Below are 15,959 nucleotides of genomic sequence, written 5' to 3'. Positions count from 1 at the left end.
CACCACAACGCAAGGGGACCCCACCACAATCCACCGCCTCGGGCCCTCTAGCGCCACATCGCCCGCCGGGCGTAATGCGGTGCCAGCGCGCTCGCCGAAGGGGGCCCTGCCTTCGTTCGTTGCCATCACAGCATCGACCGAGCGACCGGCGCGCAGATATACTTTTTGAAAAATAGATATCAACCGGAGGTGCAGATGGCACGGACAGTGGTCGACCTCGATGACGCCGCGCTGGCCGAGGCGGCTCGGTACCTGGGAACAACGACCAAGAAGGACACGGTCAACGCCGCACTGCGCGAGATCATCGATCGCCGCCGCCGCGCAGAGGCGATCGCTCGGATGCGGGCCCTGGTAGCCAGCGGCGAGATCGAGCTACCCGGAGCTGAATCGACACACCCAGGTAGTGAGTCGGCGGCGTGACCGAACGGTTTCTCGCGGACACCAGCGCCCTCGTACGCTTCTTTCGCGGGCAGACCGGCGCCCAATGGGACCAGTTGGCGAGCTCCGGCCTGCTGGGAATTTGCGAACCTGTTCGCCTGGAATATCTGCGCGCAGCAGGTGGGCGCCCCGCCCATTACGAGGCAGCCAGTCTGCTCCACGACATCTTTCCCTATTTCCCGATGCCCGATTCATGCTGGGAACAGTCCGCCCAGTTACAGGAACGGCTCGCGGACAACGGCTGGCATCAGTGCGCGGGCCCAGTCGATCTACTGGTCGCGGTCACCGCCGTTCACCACAAATTAACTGTGCTGCACGCGGATTCGGACTTCGAGACCATCGCCCGAGTCACCGGGCAGCCCACTCAACGAATCGACTGACTTGAACGCGCGAAGGCACGGACTCCCCGAGGGAAGTCCGTGCCTTCGTTCGTTATTCGCCTAGGCGGCTGCGCTCACGAGGAGCGCGGGCTCACCAGGAGCTCTTGTGCACGCCCGGGAGCTCGCCACGGTGGGCCATCTCGCGCAGGCACACGCGGCACAGGCCGAACTTGCGGTACACCGCGTGGGGGCGGCCGCAACGCTGGCAGCGGGTGTAGGCGCGGACCGCGAACTTCGGCTTGGCGTTGGCCTTGTTGACCAGTGCTTTCTTGGCCATGTGCTCAGTTCTCCTTGAACGGGAAGCCGAGGTGCTTGAGCAGCGCACGGCCTTCTTCGTTGTTGGTCGCAGTGGTCACCACGGTGATGTCCATACCGCGCGGGCGGTCGATGGAATCCACGTCGATCTCGTGGAACATCGACTGCTCGCTGAGGCCGAACGTGTAGTTGCCGTTGCCGTCGAACTGCTTCGGCGACAGACCGCGGAAGTCGCGGATACGCGGCAGCGCGATGGAGACCAGGCGATCCAGGAACTCCCACATGCGGTCGCCACGGAGGGTGACCTTGGCGCCGATCGGCATGCCCTCACGGAGCTTGAACTGCGCGATCGACTTGGTGGCCTTGCGGACCTCCGGCTTCTGACCGGTGATCAGCTCGAGGTCCTTGATGGCACCGTTGATCAGCTTCGCGTCACGGGCGGCGTCACCGACACCCATGTTCACGACGACCTTGACGACGCCCGGGATCTGCATCACGTTGGCGTACTCGAACTCGCTGTTCAGCGCGTCCTTGATCTCGGCGCGGTAGCGCGCCTTCAGCCGGGGCTGAGTCTGCTCAGAGGTGGTCATGTCAGATGTCCTTCCCGTTCTTACGGGAGATCCGAACCCGCTTGCCGGTCTCTTCGTCGGTGCGGTAGCCGACGCGGGTCGGGTTACCGTCGGAGTCGACGACCATCACGTTGGAAACCTGGATGGGGGCTTCCTGGGTCACGATGCCACCCGAGGACGCGCCACGCTGGTTCGCGGAATCCGCGACGTGCTTCTTGATGCGGTTCACGCCTTCGACGAGAACCTTGCCGGTCGCCGGGTAGGCCTGGATGACCTTGCCCTTGGCGCCCTTGTCCTTGCCCGAGATGACGAGGACGGTGTCACCCTTGTGCACCTTCATGGTCAGAGCACCTCCGGGGCCAGCGAAACGATCTTCATGAAGCGCTTGTCGCGCAGCTCACGGCCGACCGGGCCGAAGATGCGGGTGCCGCGAGGATCGTTGTCCGGCTTGATCAGCACGGCAGCGTTCTCGTCGAACTTGATGTAGGAACCGTCCGGACGGCGGCGCTCCTTGACGGTGCGCACGACGACGGCCTTGACGACGTCGCCCTTCTTGACGTTCGCGCCGGGGATGGCGTCCTTGACGGTGGCGACGATGATGTCACCGATACCGGCATAGCGACGCGACGAGCCACCGAGCACGCGGATGCAAAGGATTTCCTTCGCCCCGGTGTTGTCGGCGACGCGCAGTCGCGACTCCTGCTGAATCACTTCAGCACCTCCTGGACCTGGATGTATACGTACGCCGGATTGCCGACCCGACGCACATGGTCAGTCGCCCTCCGGACGCGCGCCTGCCAGCGGAAATACCTACCACTGGGGGTTCACTGCCGGATTGCGGGCGCAGAGCTCCCGCAGGCAACCGGTCTAGTGTAGGTGAATCCCCAGGTCGACCCAAATCGGGGGTCGCTCCCACGAATCTGAAGCAGATATGTTTCAAACTCCTGTGGGCGCGGTCACGCCGTTGCTACGGTCGCCCTGCTCGTCGAGGTACGAGCGGATGAGGAGTCGCACATGCACATCACCCTGCCGACCACCCGCCGGATCGCGACCACCGCGAGCGCCTTCGCCGCCGTGCTCGCGCTGGCCACGCCGCACGCCGCCGCGGGCCCGATCATCGACATGCTCACCGACACCCTCACCGTCGGCTGCACCTCCAAGATCGATGTCGTCGGCCTCGACGACTACGTCGGCGCGCAGGTGGACTTCGTCGCCAACGGCAAGTTCTTCGCCAGCGACACCGTCGACCTGGAGGTGACCGTCGGTGGCGCCACCGTGGCCAAGGCTACCGCCTACTACCACGTGGAGACCGAGGTCGAGGTGCAGCTCTCGCTGCTGCTGCACGCCACCGGCGCGCCGCTGGTCACCAAGCGGGTGCCCACCGTCGCGAAGATCCTGAACGCGGGCAGCGGCCTGGCCTGCGACCTGGCCACCGGCAGCGCCGGCCTCTCCTCGGACTAGCCCGCACCACCGCTACCTCCCCCGATCGGCCCGGCCGCCGGTAGCCTGGGCGGATCGCAACGAGCAGGGGTGCGGCTGCCGCATCGGGGAAGGAAAACCAGTGACATCGTCCGGTCGTCCGTCGGTCGTGGATCGGCGCGCATTCCTGATCGCCATGGGCCTGGTGCCCGTGGCCGCCGCGCTGGCCTCCTGCACGTCGGATTCCCCCGAAGTGCAGCTCACCGGCGTGGACATGGGCGGCGGCGATCCGGCGATCCGCCCGCAGGACGACCTGTACCGCCACGTCAACGGCGCCTGGCTGCGCGACTACCAGCTGCCGCCGGACAAGGCCTCGGTCGGCGCGATCACCGACGCCAACGACCGCACCCTCGCCCAGCTGCGCGAGATCATCGAGGGCATCGAGAACCCGAAGCCGGGGACCGAGGCCCAGCAGATCAAGGACCTCTACGACGCCCGCCTCGACCTCGACGAGATCGAGCGCCTCGGCATCACCCCGCTCAACGGCCTGTTCACCGCGCTCGACCAGGCCGCGGGCAAGCCCGAGCTGGCCAGGATCATGGCCGAGGCGCCGATCTCCGGGCTGATCGGGATGGGCATCGGCATCGACCGCAAGAACTCCAAGGCCTACATCCCCAGCGTCAGCCAGGCGGGGCTCACCCTGGGCGAGCAGTACTACCGCAAGCCCGAGTTCGCCGCGCAGCTGGCGGGCTACCAGACCTACCTCGAACAGCTGGCCAAGGGCCTGGGCATGGCCGACCCGGCCGGGGTCGCGCAGCGCACGGTCGACCTGGAGAAGCGGATCGCCGCCAACCACTGGGACAGCGTGCGCCTGCGCAACACCGACGCCACCTACAACCTGATGAGCTGGCAGGAGCTGACCGCGCTCGGCCCGCAGTTCGACTGGGATCCGTGGCTGGCGGGCATGACCGACCGGCCCAAGTCGCTGTTCGACAAGATGGTCGTCGGCCAGCCGTCGTTCGTCACCGCGGCGGCGCAGCTGTGGAGCGAGGTCGACGTCGCCCAGTGGCGCGACTACCTGAAGCTGCAGATCGCCAACACCTACGCGCGCTTCCTGCCCAAGGCGATCGCCGACGCGCGCTTCGACTTCGTCGGCCGGGTGCTCAGCGGCCTGGAGGAGAAGCCGGAGATGTGGCGCTCCGCGGTGGGCGTCGTCGACGACAATCTCGGCGAACCGCTGGGCAAGCTGTACGTGGACAAGCACTTCCCGCCCGCGGCCAAGGAACGCGCCATGGTGATGGTCGACGACCTGCGCGCCGCCTACCGCGACAACTTCACCAACTCGACGTGGATGTCGCAGCCCACCCGCGAGGCCTCGATCGCCAAGCTGGACAAGATCGTCGCCCAGATCGGCTACCCCGACAAGTGGGTCGACTACTCCTCGGTGCGGGTGACCCGCGGCAAGCTGATCGAGTCCCTCATCGCCATCAACGCGTTCGAGTCCAAGCGCGCGTTCGCCCGGCTCGGCACCGAGGTGGACAAGTCGGAGTGGAGCATGTCGCCGCAGACGGTGAACGCCTACTACAGCCCGACCACCAACCAGATCGTCTTCCCCGCCGCCTACCTGCAGCCGCCGTTCTTCGACAAGGACGCCCAGGACGCGGTCAACTACGGCGCCGTCGGCTCGACGATCGGCCACGAGATCGGGCACGGCTTCGACGACCAGGGTTCCAAGTACGACGGCGACGGCAATCGCCGCGACTGGTGGACCCCGGAGGATCGCGCCGCCTTCGACGCCAAGACCCAGCAGCTCATCGAGCAGTACGACGTCCTGGTCCCCGAGGGCGCGCCCGAAGGACAGCACGTCAACGGCGCCCTCACCGTCGGCGAGAACCTGGCCGACCTGCGCGGCCTGCAGATCGCGCTGGCGGCGTATCAGAAGGTCGCCCAGCGCACCGGCGCGCAGCCCGATTTCCGCACCATGTTCTTCTCCTGGGCACGGCAGTGGCGCGACAAGCAGACCGAGGAGGCGACCCTGCAGTCGCTGCAGGACACCCACTCGCCCAACGAGTTCCGCTGCAATCAGGTCGTCCGCAATATCGGCGAGTTCTACACCACCTTCGAGGTGAAGGACGGCGACAAACTGTTCATGCCGCAGGATCAGCGGGTGACACTCTAGGGACGATTCCCCCTCCGAAACCGACGTAGGTTAGCCTAGGCTGACCTACGCTGGAACCGGCTCACGCGAGCCGATCGAGGACCTTCCTCGATGAAGGAGGATGCAACGATGACGTCTGTTCGGACTTCGCGCGGCTGGCGGCGCGTGGCCGTGGCCGCACTCGCCGGTGCGCTCGCCTTCGGCGTCGCCGCCTGCGGTTCCAGCGACGATGCCGCGGGCTCGGGCGAGCCGGTCACCGTGACCCATGCCAGGGGCGAGACCACCGTCACCGGGACGCCGACGAAGATCGTCGCCCTGGGCAACCAGTGGCTCGACACCTCGCTGGCGCTCGGCGTCGTCCCCGTCGGCTACATCGACAACGTCTCCGCGGTCTCCAAGAGCACCCCGCCGTGGGAGCCGGAGAGCCTGAAGTCGGCCAAGGCCCTCAACACCACGGGCAGCATCGCCGAGCAGGTCGCCGCGCTGGAGCCGGACCTGATCCTGGCCGATCCGTTCATCGCCGACCAGAAGACCTACGACGAGCTGTCCAAGATCGCGCCGACGCTGCCCGCGCTGACCAAGGATGCCGTCAGCCCGTGGCAGGACCAGGTCACCGCGCTGGGCAAGGTGCTGCACAAGGAATCCGACGCGACCGCGGTGATCAAGAAGGTCGACGACAAGCTCGCCGCGATCAGCGCCGCCAACCCGGGCCTGAAGGGCAAGACCTTCGCCAGCACCTGGCTGGCCAGCCCCGCGCAGCTGATGGTGCTGACCGACCCCAACGACGGCTCGGCCAAGGTCTTCACCCAGCTGGGCATGGGGATCCCGGCCAACCTCACCGCGCAGCCGTCCAACCAGGGCCGCCTGGCGCTCTCGCCGGAGCGCGTCGACGAGCTGTCCGCCGACCTGCTGCTGGCCGGCTACTCCCCCGGCCTGGACGAGAAGTATCGCCAGCTGCCCGGCTACAACGAGCTGCCGTCGGTGCAGAAGGGCTCGGTGGTCTTCCTGACCACGCAGGAGATCAGCGCCATCAACCAGCCGTCCGCGCTGTCGGTGCCCTACATCCTCGACAAGCTGGGCCCCGCCTTCGCCGCCGCGGCGAAGTAGCACCTCCCCCACCACGTTCGACCCAGCAAGGACTGCGCTGTGCTCGCCTCCACGTATCCCGCCCAGACCCGATTCTCGCTGCGCGCCGGAGTCACCTGCCTCACCACCCCGGCCGGGGCGGTGCTGCTGAATCCGCCGCGCAACGTGAAGCTGACCGGACTGGGCGCGGGTGCGCTGCAGGCGTTGAAGACGCTGAACCAGGGCCCGGCGACGGCGGCCGAGATGTCGACCGCCGCCGCCGGTGACGACATCACCGGGCTCATGCGCAAGCTCACCGACGGCGGCTGGCTGGCCGTCACGGTGCGCGACGGCGGCCGCGACCTCTACAGCATCCGCCCGTTCGCCGAACCGGCGCCGCGCCCCGAGGTGGCCCTGCCGAGCTGGTCGGCGACGCTGTCGAAGTTCGCCGTACTGCACCGCGACGCCCAGGGTTTCGTGCTCGAGCACCCGCGGGCGTGGTGCGATCTGCGCGTCCACGATCCGCGGCTGCTCGCGCTGCTCGACGGCCCGATGGCGGCCGACTCGCCGGTGCCCGCCGCGGTGAAGTCGCAGTTCATGGCCGATCTGCAATGGTGCGGTTTCCTCGTCGACGGCGACGAGGAGGAGCACGAGTTCAGCACCCGCTCCTGGAGCGCCCCCGACCTGTGGTTCCACCGCCGCAGCACCCTCGGCGCCCGCACGGTGACCTGGGACGACTTCGGCCCGACCCGCTGGGCCGATGGCCGCTTCCCCGAATTGCCCGCCCGCCGCGCGCCGTTCGCCGGCGAGCCGATCGCGCTGGCCCGCCCCGACCTCGACGGCCTGCGCGCCGCCGACCCCAGCCTGACCGCCACGCTCGAGGATCGCGTGTCCACCCGCGCCTTCGACGACGCGGCCCCGATCACCGCCGACCAGCTGGGCGAACTGCTGTTCCGCAGCGCCCGCACCCGCGCCGACGGCTCCCGCCCCTACCCCTCCGGCGGCGGCGCCTACGAGCTCGAGATCTACCCGGTGATCCGCGATGTCGCAGGCCTGGACACCGGGATGTACCACTACGACTCGGCCGACCACGTCCTGCGTCCGGTCGCCCCCGTCGACTCCCCCGCGGTCCAGAAGCTGCTGAAGGCCACCTCGGCCACCCTGGCCGGCGGCGCCGAACCCCAGGTCCTGCTGCTGGTCTCGGCCCGCGCGGGCCGGGTCATGTGGAGCTACGAGCAGGTCGCCTACGCCAATATCCTCAAGCACGTCGGCGTCCTCATGCAGACCTGCTACCTCACCGCCACCGCCATGAACCTCGGCGTCGTCGCCCAGGGTTTCAGCGACACCACCGCCTTCGCCGCCGCCACCGGCCTCGACGAACTCGAGGAATGCAACGTCGGCAGCATCATCGTGGGCTCCCGGAGCGTCTGAAACCCGCACGAGATCAACATCACCTCGCGGAACCATCGGCGGGTTTCGCGCGTCCAACCTTTCGACGTGCTTCCTATCGGATCGAGGGGTTCATGAACGAGGACTGGTCGGCGCCGACCCGTGCGGCCAACGACGCGTTGCGCGCGCAGGTCGATGCGATGCTCGACTCGTTCACCGCCGACAAGTCCGCCCTGCTCGACGCGCAGCGGCGCGCGACCGAACCGGTCAGCGTCTGGTCGGAGGACAACCTGGTCCGGGTCACCGGCACCATCGCCGGTGTCAGCGAAGTCCACATCGAGCCCGACGCTTTCAAACGATCGACCCCGGACTCCCTCGGCCGCTCGATCACCGAGGCCATCACAGCCATGACCATCGAGGTTCGGCAGGTCCAGGAGCAGGCGATGGCGCCCATCGCGAATCTGACCGGCCAGCTCCCCGACCTGCCCGATCTGGTCCCCGGCGCCGTCAGCATGAAAGACCTGATCGCCCAGCTGACTTCGCCGCCCGCCGACACGGAGCCCGAGGCCCCGCGCCGTCTGGTCGAGGACTCCGACGACGACGAGGGTGACTACTTCCGCAACCGGAGCTACCTGCGATGACGCTGGAAGTCGACCCGCAGGCACTGCGCGCCACCCAACCGTCGTTCACCTCCGTCGCCGACACCATCACCACCGCGGCCGCCGCGCTGGCGAGCGTGATCACCGGCGAAGGCGAATGCTGGGGCACCGACGAGATCGGCCAGGCCTTCGCCAAGAACTACACCCCCGGCGTCGATTCCGGCCAGAAGGCCGTCACCGGATTGGCCACGGTGATGACCCAGCTCGGCGCGAACCTGGTCACCATCGCCACCGCGTTCGAGACCCAGGACACCACCAACGCGGGCGCGCTCGGTACGACCACCGGGTCCGCGTAATGGGCATCGAGATCCCCGATGAGCTGCAATGGGTAGCGAAATGGATTCTCGGCGCGGGTGATTGGCCCGAGGGCGACGAGACCGCGATGCGCCGCGTCGCCGACGCCTGGACGTCCATGGCGCAGACCCTCAACACCGTCGACGACAATGCCGCCGTCGCGCTGACCGCGGCGCTGACCGCCCTGGCCGAAGGCGAGACCCACACCACCGTCGCCGCCTTCCGCGACAAACTGCTCAACGGTGACGAGGCGACGTTCACCGCCGTCCGGAAATGGTGCGAGAAGCAGGCCGAACTGCTCAACGACGGCGCCAACGACATCGAGCACACCAAGCTGGTGATCATCGGCACCATGATCATCACCGCGGCCGAACTGGTCGTGGCCGGATTCACCGCGTGGACCGGGGTCGGCGCGGTCGCGGGCGCCGCGGCCAGGGTCGCCGGACAGATCGCCGTCCGGGTGGCGATCCGGCAATTGATCGCCCGCATGCTGACCCGCGGCGCCGCCAAGGCCGCCGCCCGGCTCGCCTTGCGCGGCGCCGCCTTCGAAGCCCTGGAAGAGGGCGGCACCGACCTGTCCGCCCGCCTCATCCAGGTCTACAACGGTGACCGCTCGCTGGCGAAATTCGGCCTGACCGACCTTGGCCTGGCCACCTTCGGCGGTGCCGTCGGCGGCGCGGTCGGCGGCCTCCTCGGCGGCGGCACCGGCGCCCTGGGCGACCTCACCTCCTCCACGACCGGCAAGCTCGCGGGCAAACTGGTCGGCGGCACCGTCACCGAACTCGGCGCCGACGTCTCCGCCCAGGTCGCCGCCGCGGGCGTCGGCGCCGCCCTCCTCGGCCAGGAATTCAAGCTCGACATCGGCCTGGAAACCTTCACCAGCGCGGGCGCCGGCGGCGTCCAGAGCACCATCGAATCCGGCGGCCACGGCGGCCCCGCCACCGCCCCCACCGTCCCCGAACTCGACACCGAAGCACCCGACACCACCACACCCGGCGACGACGCGGCATCGAATGATCCCGGTGCGACCAGCCCCGCCGGAACCGACACCGAGCCCGGCTCCACTACTCCCGACGGCGTCGACACCGAGCCCGCCGGCACCAATCCGGCCGAAACCGATGACGGCGGCGCGAATTCGCCCAACGGCGACACTGAAGGCGCGACGGCCCCCGCCTCCATCGGTGACCCCGACTCATCGCCCGACGATGCGCCCGCCCCACAGAACAACGCACCCGACACCGAACTCTCCTCATCCGACGGCGCTCCGTCCCCGGACGACGTCGCGCCGTCTGCCCCGGACAATTCGGCCCCCTCCACTGAAGACTCGGTGCCGTCCACGCACGACGACAACGGCCCCTCCACGGCACCTGATCCCGCGGAAACCGCACCGTCGACGAACCCGGATAACGCAACACCTGACACCGACGACGCCCCACCATCGAACCCGAACAACGTCCCCGCTGAAGCGCCGACCACTGACGACGCCACGCCGTCAGACCCGAACGGCAACGCCCCCGTCCAGGCACCTGCCTCCATTGAAACCACCGACGGCCAGGACAACCCGGACGCACCGACTGTCCCTTCTCCCGGCGACACCGCACCCTCGATCACACCCACCGACTCCACACCCGACCTGCCACCGCAGCCCCTCCCGGCCGACGCGGACCCAGCGAACAACCCACCCGCACAACAGGTTCCAACCACGCTGACGCCGAATGACCTGCCCCGAACGGACACGACGACAACAGCGAACCCACAAACCCAGCCGACCACTACCGACACGTCGACCGCCGCCACCACGACCACTCCGGCCTCACCAACCGGAACCGCGACACATACAACAACTCCGGCGCCCGCAACGACACCGTCGTCCACCCCGACGACCACTGCTCCCCCTGTGGCCCAGACCCCCACTACCACTACGCCGACGCCAGCACAGAGGCCGACCACCTCACCCCCGGCAAACACCAGAACCCCACAGTCCACGACGCCCTCGCCTGCGCCGAACTCGTCGGAGACCAACCCACCTTCCTCCGACCACACCACCAAGCCGGCCTCCACTGATTCACCGACATCGGCGAACCGGGATTCGACTTCATCCACTTCGACGACCACCGGAACACCTACCCCGACAACGCGGACACCGTCGACTCCCACCCAGTCGCAGGACCTCGGCACAAGTCCCACACCGCCGAACTCCCCGACCACGCACCCGTTCGGCCCGAATCCCACGCCGACGACCAGCCCCACCCCACAGACCACCCCGAATCCGCCGACCCACAACCAGGCACGCAGCCTGCGCGAATCGCTACGGAACCTGCCGTCCCAGGACGGCCGCACCAGCGCGGTCGACGCGAATCGAAGCCCATTCCTCCAACGCCCTCCCGCCTACCGGATTCGGCGCTTCCACCTGGGCGGCAATCAGTGGGTCGCGGTGGCCACTATTCGCGCCCACATTCCCAACGCCCACTCGATGTCTCCGGCTGAGCTGAGCCAGGCGATGGAGCGCATCCAGGCAACGGTCGACTCGACCTTCAACAACGGCTCCAGGCTGCTCGGCAGCAAGGACCGACTCCTGGTCGACGTCGAGTTCACGACCGATCCCGGGGCCGCGGACATAACCCTGGATCCCCACCAGCCCCCGAACACGACCGCCAACGCGCTGCGCGAGCACATGGGCCTGTTCCCCGCGCAGCCCGGCAGCCCGCTGAGCCCGGACGACCTGCGCGAGATCAGCAACGACATCGCCCGCGCGAACACTCCGGCGCGCTTCGGTGATCCGGCGGACACCCGAGTCGTCGATCACCGCCGCCTCGACGACGTCGAAGACCCCGGTTTCCAGACCGCCGTCGAGGATTCGCTCCGCGCAGGCAACAGCTTCATGCGCGGCGCGGACCCACGCACGCACCCGTACGGACAATCGGTCAACGACGGCGGCCGCAACGTTCCGGGCCGCGGCAACAACTGCGTGGACTGCTCCATCGCCGCCCTGTCGTCGTTCTTCGGTATCCCCCGCGTCTCCGCGCCTCGATGGCCGGACCTGTTGCCGAACGGCCAGCGGGACAATACGTCCGGTGAATGGGGTGGACGCGAGCGCGCCGGCGCCTGGCTGGGCGCGAACTGGGGGTCGTACTCCGGGATGTCGCTACCCGACCAGTACCAGGCCCTGCACAATTACATCGCGGGTTTGGGCCCGGGTTCCGCGGCGATGGTCGGGACCATGTGGCATGCCAGAGACGCGAACGGCAACAAGCTCTACAACGCGGACGGCACTCCGATGTATCGCGGTGGACATGCCACCGTGGTGGTCTTCCCACCGGGCGCCGCCGGGCCGGTGTGGTGGGACCCGCAGTCCGGTGAGACCTTCGACGCCCCACCTGCGTCGCTGACGAACAACGCAGCGTCCATGGAATGTATCCCGATCGACGCGAACGGAGGACCCGCCAATGGCGGAACCAGTACCCACCCGGGAACAGGCCAGACATTTGCTGGCCCGAGTGTTCGGACAGAACCTGGAGTTCAGCATTCTGGAGAGCCGGCACGGCTGGGTGTGCCAGCAGATGGTGTCCCCGGAGGAACAGGCCCAGTGGGGAATGGGCCTGGGCAACTACGTGATCGACAAACGTACGGGAGTGATCACGGCGCACTCGAGCATGGCGATGCCGGTGATCGGGGAGGAATTCGACGCGACGACGGAAGCCGGCCTGCCACCGCAGGGCTACCAGGTCTACCCGGCACAACGCCGGATCCAGCTCACCAGGATCTTCGAGAACCCGACCACGATCGTGTACCGGATTCGCCTGACCTTCCTGGACAAACCGAACGACCCGGCGATCATCAGGGAAGTCGAGATCAGCAAGAATCCGATCCGGCACCGTCCGACGGACCGCCTCTCGGCGGTCGCGACATCGTGGGCGTCGACCCAGAACGAGAAGACGGGAACCTGGCCCGTGGAGGGGACGATCGAGGAGTAGTCACCGCGCCGGTCGCGTCGCCACCGAGCGGCTCCACGCCGTTGAGCCCAACGGACAGCGACACACCAGCGCAGCAGGCGATCACGCCGACCAGCCCATCGGCCTCCACGTCTGCGCCCACTGCGCCGGAATCGGCGCCAGGACCTCGGCAGACGGCGGCATCCGCCGATCCGGTTCCGGCGCTGTCGTCGCCGACGCCGGGCACATCACCGACACCGGGCACCGCACCACCGCCCGGCCCCGGCCAGCAGCACGCGCAGGTCGTCCCGAACCAAGTGGCACCACAGCACAATGTGGCATCGGCGGAACACAACCGTCAGCGACGCAACCGATTCCGCAATCGGGCACCACAGGAATCGAACCAGGTCCAGAACACCCAGACCAACCGGAGTTTCCGCTGGGAACGCCATGACAACAAGGTCGACCCGCCTGTTTCGGTTATTCGGGTGCGAGTCTTCATCGCCGGCAACCTGCCGCCCAATGTGCGGGCGGAAATCGCGCATCACCTGTCCTGGATCACCGATACCGCTTTCGCGAATCCCGACGCGGAACTCAGGTCCGGCGATCCAGCCGTCGTCGACATCATGCCTGTCACCGATCCCGGCGACGCGGACATGGTCATCGACCCCAACCAGATCACCAATCCACAACAGCTCGAGTCAGTTCTCCGTCAGTACCTGGGCGTCAACCCACAGCTTGGGAGTCCTCTCACCTCGGAGGATCTCCGCTCGCTGAGCAATGATGTGGCGCAGGCGAATACGAACGCGCCTGTCACCGACCCCGGCCGATCGCGTTCGTATGGACCAACCCGACTCATCGACATCGAGAGTCCCTCATACCAACGCGATCTCGAAGATCTCTTGCGCGAAGGGAATTCGTTCACCGCTGGGGCTGATCCCCGCACGCATCCTTACGGCACCGCGATCAACGACGGCGGCACCAGCGTGTCCGGGCGCGGAAACAACTGCTTGGACTGCTCGCTGTCCGCCCTCGCGTCATTCTTCGGCGTTCCACAGGTATCGGCACCACGATTCCCCGACCCGGCACCGACCGGCGGCATCGACGAGCGGAGCGGCGAGAGCACCGGGCTGGGCCGCGCGGCGGCCTGGCTCGGGGGCGGATTACAGCCGATCGCCTCTGGAACCCCGATCGCCAATCAGTACGCCGCGCTGCACCAGCACATGACCGCGCTCGGGCCCGGCTCGGCAGCCCTGGTCGTCAATGCCTGGCACTTGCACATCGGAGGCGTCCCGCAGTACCACGGCGACGGGTCTCCGGTCATCGCGGGCTCGCACGCCACGGTGATCGTGTACCCACTGGGCGCCACAGGCCCGGTGTGGTGGGATCCGCAACAGGGTTTCACCTCGGACAGTCCCCCTTCCTGGATGGTGGACCGTTCTCTCGCACTGAGCTTTACCCCATTGACACCACACGGAGGGACTACCCATGGCGCAGCCGGTGCCAACTCTGGAGCAAGCCCAGCAGCTCCTCCGAGCAGCATTCAAGTCGAGCCGGGAGTTTCACCTGATCGAAACCCGGCGAGGGTGGGTAGCCCAAACAGTTCTGACACCGGAGGAACTGCGTCAGGGGAAGGGTCTCGGCCAGGGCAACTTCGTGATCAACAAGGCGACCGGGGTGATCACAGCGCACAGCAGCCTGCCGATGGACATGATCGGCGAACAATTCGACCAAGCGATCGAGACCGGCCAGCCGGTTCAGGGCTACCAGGTGTATCCCCCGCAACGCCGCATTCACCTGCAACGGACCTTCGAGGATCCACAAACGGTCCGGTACCGGCTACAGGTGACCGACCTGGCGAATCCGACTCTTCCGCCGACCACCGACCAGATCGAGATAACCAAGCACCCGCTCAACTTCCATCCGACAACCCGGACGCACGCCCTCGTAGCGTCATGGGCGGACCAGCGGAACCGGCTGACCGGGACGTGGCCGACGGAAGGGACAGTCGAGGACTAGGCGACCCGCCGGCCACCGCCGAACCCGAACCCACCGGCCCGGACCAGGCCGACGACGCGTTCACGGGTGGAGCTATCCGCCCGCGTGACGACGCGGCCGCGTTCGACTGGGCAGAGGACGCCTACTCCCGGTTCCGCGCCGATGACAGCGACATCGATGAGATGGCGCGACATCTGGCGGACCATCCTCGCGCGGACGGTTCTCGCTTCACGCGCGAGGACCTCGAACAAATCAAGAACCACGTGTTCCGGACGTCGCACCCGATGGTCGACTACGACGGCAACACCGTCCACCAGCGCTTCGATGCCAACCCCGACATGGCCGAAGCCTGGATCAGGCTCCGCGCCGGCCGCCCGCTCCCGGCCGATATGGTGCTTCTCGAACACGAGCTCACCGAAGCGGCATACATGCGGGCCAATCCTGGATCGACCTACCAGGAGGCACATGCCCACGCGAACACTCACCACAATTGGTCCCGAGACGTTCCGCCCAGCACCGGGGAACGGTACGACACACACTGGGGAGAAACGAATGGCCCTGCTGGTCTACTACAACCAGATCAGGAACGACCCGACCGAGGTGGAGTACCAGTTCGGGGAGACCAGGGACAATCTCCACCGGACCCTGGTCATCGACAAGACGAGCGAAGCGGCCCTTCCCGGCCAACCGGAGGACGCGATCTTCCGGACGACGGTGGGCAGGATCGTGCACCGCGCCCGCCGGGAGAAGGAGTGGCCCAGGAACGGGATGATCGCGTCCTAGATGCCGACGGCGGACGGGATGATCATGGACTTCCCGACCAAGGCGAGCCCGGACCAGATGTCCCACCAGAGGTCATGCGTAGCGACTACGTGGACCCGAACTCGCCGTATTCGCGGGAAGCAGTCGACCCGGAGCCGCCCGGAGACATCCAGCTCGACACCGATGAACACGCGTTCTTCGATCCAGATCTGACGACGGTCGGCTACGACCGCATGACGTCCCTGAATCGCCAGCTCACGGCACGCCTTCCGGGATACCACGACGTGATCGTGCACGGAAACGACCGTGGGTTCTTCTTGCCCGGTCGCCAGAACGCCGCTGGGGTCGATTTTCCGATGGGAGAAATGCACCCATCGCATATCGCGGAAGCGGTGCGAAACAACCCGAGCTACACTGGCCAACCGATCAGACTCATTTCCTGCCACTCGGGTCGCGTCCGCGACGATGTCACCGATATACCGGCTGCACAACAGCTGGCCAACGCGCTGGGCGTTCCAGTAATGGCACCAACCGACGAGGTCGGCGTGTACCCGAGTTTAGGCGAAGGTCAACAACCAGAAATACAAAATGACGGGTATTGGAGAGTTTTCCTACCGATCATATCCGACTAAAACTGGAGT

Annotated in this window: 13 protein-coding genes; 9 read left to right on the top strand and 4 right to left on the bottom strand. The window is 67.3% G+C overall.

The features are described from left to right. Nucleotides 1-195 precede the first annotated feature (195 nt). Nucleotides 196-420 carry a type II toxin-antitoxin system VapB family antitoxin gene (locus ACFVW6_RS22745; protein ID WP_378829557.1) on the top strand — a complete coding sequence of 75 codons (225 nt, stop codon included), beginning with the start codon at nt 196-198 and terminating at the stop codon, nt 418-420. Beyond that, nucleotides 417-818, top strand: a complete 402-nt coding sequence (locus tag ACFVW6_RS22740) for a PIN domain nuclease (RefSeq protein ID WP_378829554.1) — start codon at nt 417-419, stop codon at nt 816-818. The genes ACFVW6_RS22745 and ACFVW6_RS22740 overlap by 4 nt, the downstream gene beginning before the upstream one ends. 91 nt (nt 819-909) lie before the next feature. On the opposite strand, the gene ACFVW6_RS22735 is transcribed toward ACFVW6_RS22740, so the two are convergent. The 4 genes from ACFVW6_RS22735 to rplN are packed head-to-tail and all read right to left on the bottom strand — an operon-like array spanning nt 910 to nt 2,353. Beyond that, entirely contained in the window at nt 910-1,095 is a 186-nt protein-coding gene (locus tag ACFVW6_RS22735) for a type Z 30S ribosomal protein S14 (protein ID WP_014981705.1), read from the bottom strand. Between the two features lie 4 nt (nt 1,096-1,099). Further along, nucleotides 1,100-1,663, bottom strand: a complete 564-nt coding sequence (gene rplE, locus ACFVW6_RS22730; RefSeq protein ID WP_019045062.1) for a 50S ribosomal protein L5 — start codon at nt 1,661-1,663, stop codon at nt 1,100-1,102. 1 nt (nt 1,664) lies between these two features. Beyond that, entirely contained in the window at nt 1,665-1,982 is a 318-nt protein-coding gene (gene rplX / locus ACFVW6_RS22725) for a 50S ribosomal protein L24 (RefSeq protein ID WP_019045061.1), read from the bottom strand. Between the two features lie 2 nt (nt 1,983-1,984). Beyond that, a complete protein-coding gene (rplN, locus tag ACFVW6_RS22720) occupies nt 1,985-2,353 on the bottom strand; it encodes a 50S ribosomal protein L14 (protein WP_043647623.1) in 369 nt (122 codons plus the stop codon). A 303-nt stretch (nt 2,354-2,656) separates the two neighbouring features. Here rplN and ACFVW6_RS22715 point away from each other — a divergent pair, with 303 nt between their 5' ends. From ACFVW6_RS22715 to ACFVW6_RS22685, 7 genes are all read left to right on the top strand, one after another. Further along, on the top strand, nt 2,657-3,103 hold the full coding sequence (locus ACFVW6_RS22715; protein ID WP_355271284.1) for a hypothetical protein: 447 nt from the start codon (nt 2,657-2,659) through the stop codon (nt 3,101-3,103). Nucleotides 3,104-3,203: 100 nt separating this feature from the next. Next, nucleotides 3,204-5,240 (top strand): M13 family metallopeptidase, encoded by a 2,037-nt coding sequence (locus tag ACFVW6_RS22710; protein WP_378829551.1) that lies wholly within the window; start codon nt 3,204-3,206, stop codon nt 5,238-5,240. Nucleotides 5,241-5,348: 108 nt separating this feature from the next. Further along, on the top strand, nt 5,349-6,326 hold the full coding sequence (locus ACFVW6_RS22705) for an ABC transporter substrate-binding protein (RefSeq protein ID WP_378829549.1): 978 nt from the start codon (nt 5,349-5,351) through the stop codon (nt 6,324-6,326). Nucleotides 6,327-6,365: 39 nt separating this feature from the next. Then, on the top strand, nt 6,366-7,715 hold the full coding sequence (locus tag ACFVW6_RS22700) for a SagB family peptide dehydrogenase (protein WP_378829546.1): 1,350 nt from the start codon (nt 6,366-6,368) through the stop codon (nt 7,713-7,715). 92 nt (nt 7,716-7,807) lie between these two features. Beyond that, nucleotides 7,808-8,314: a YbaB/EbfC family DNA-binding protein gene (locus ACFVW6_RS22695; protein ID WP_378829544.1), complete on the top strand. Its 507-nt coding sequence runs from the start codon at nt 7,808-7,810 to the stop codon at nt 8,312-8,314. After that, nucleotides 8,311-8,628, top strand: coding sequence for a type VII secretion target (locus ACFVW6_RS22690; RefSeq protein WP_378829542.1), 318 nt, complete (start codon nt 8,311-8,313; stop codon nt 8,626-8,628). The genes ACFVW6_RS22695 and ACFVW6_RS22690 overlap by 4 nt, the downstream gene beginning before the upstream one ends. Beyond that, nucleotides 8,628-15,950 (top strand): toxin glutamine deamidase domain-containing protein, encoded by a 7,323-nt coding sequence (locus tag ACFVW6_RS22685; RefSeq protein ID WP_378829540.1) that lies wholly within the window; start codon nt 8,628-8,630, stop codon nt 15,948-15,950. Before ACFVW6_RS22690 ends, ACFVW6_RS22685 begins: the two co-directional genes overlap by 1 nt. Nucleotides 15,951-15,959 lie beyond the last annotated feature (9 nt).

The sequence above is a fragment of the Nocardia sp. NPDC058244 genome, assembly GCF_042882065.1.
Lineage (GTDB): Bacteria > Actinomycetota > Actinomycetes > Mycobacteriales > Mycobacteriaceae > Nocardia.
This window is presented reverse-complemented; position numbering and strand designations above follow the sequence as displayed.

What these genes read in the sequence shown, in the direction of transcription:
- ACFVW6_RS22745 (WP_378829557.1), top strand. Translation starts at nt 196, where the DNA reads ATGGCACGGACAGTGGTCGACCTCGATGACGCCGCGCTGGCCGAGGCG.
- ACFVW6_RS22685 (WP_378829540.1), top strand. Translation starts at nt 8,628, where the DNA reads ATGGGCATCGAGATCCCCGATGAGCTGCAATGGGTAGCGAAATGGATT.
- ACFVW6_RS22695 (WP_378829544.1), top strand. Translation starts at nt 7,808, where the DNA reads ATGAACGAGGACTGGTCGGCGCCGACCCGTGCGGCCAACGACGCGTTG.
- ACFVW6_RS22705 (WP_378829549.1), top strand. Translation starts at nt 5,349, where the DNA reads ATGACGTCTGTTCGGACTTCGCGCGGCTGGCGGCGCGTGGCCGTGGCC.
- ACFVW6_RS22715 (WP_355271284.1), top strand. Translation starts at nt 2,657, where the DNA reads ATGCACATCACCCTGCCGACCACCCGCCGGATCGCGACCACCGCGAGC.
- rplE (WP_019045062.1), bottom strand. Translation starts at nt 1,663, where the DNA reads ATGACCACCTCTGAGCAGACTCAGCCCCGGCTGAAGGCGCGCTACCGC.
- rplX (WP_019045061.1), bottom strand. Translation starts at nt 1,982, where the DNA reads ATGAAGGTGCACAAGGGTGACACCGTCCTCGTCATCTCGGGCAAGGAC.
- ACFVW6_RS22735 (WP_014981705.1), bottom strand. Translation starts at nt 1,095, where the DNA reads ATGGCCAAGAAAGCACTGGTCAACAAGGCCAACGCCAAGCCGAAGTTC.
- ACFVW6_RS22690 (WP_378829542.1), top strand. Translation starts at nt 8,311, where the DNA reads ATGACGCTGGAAGTCGACCCGCAGGCACTGCGCGCCACCCAACCGTCG.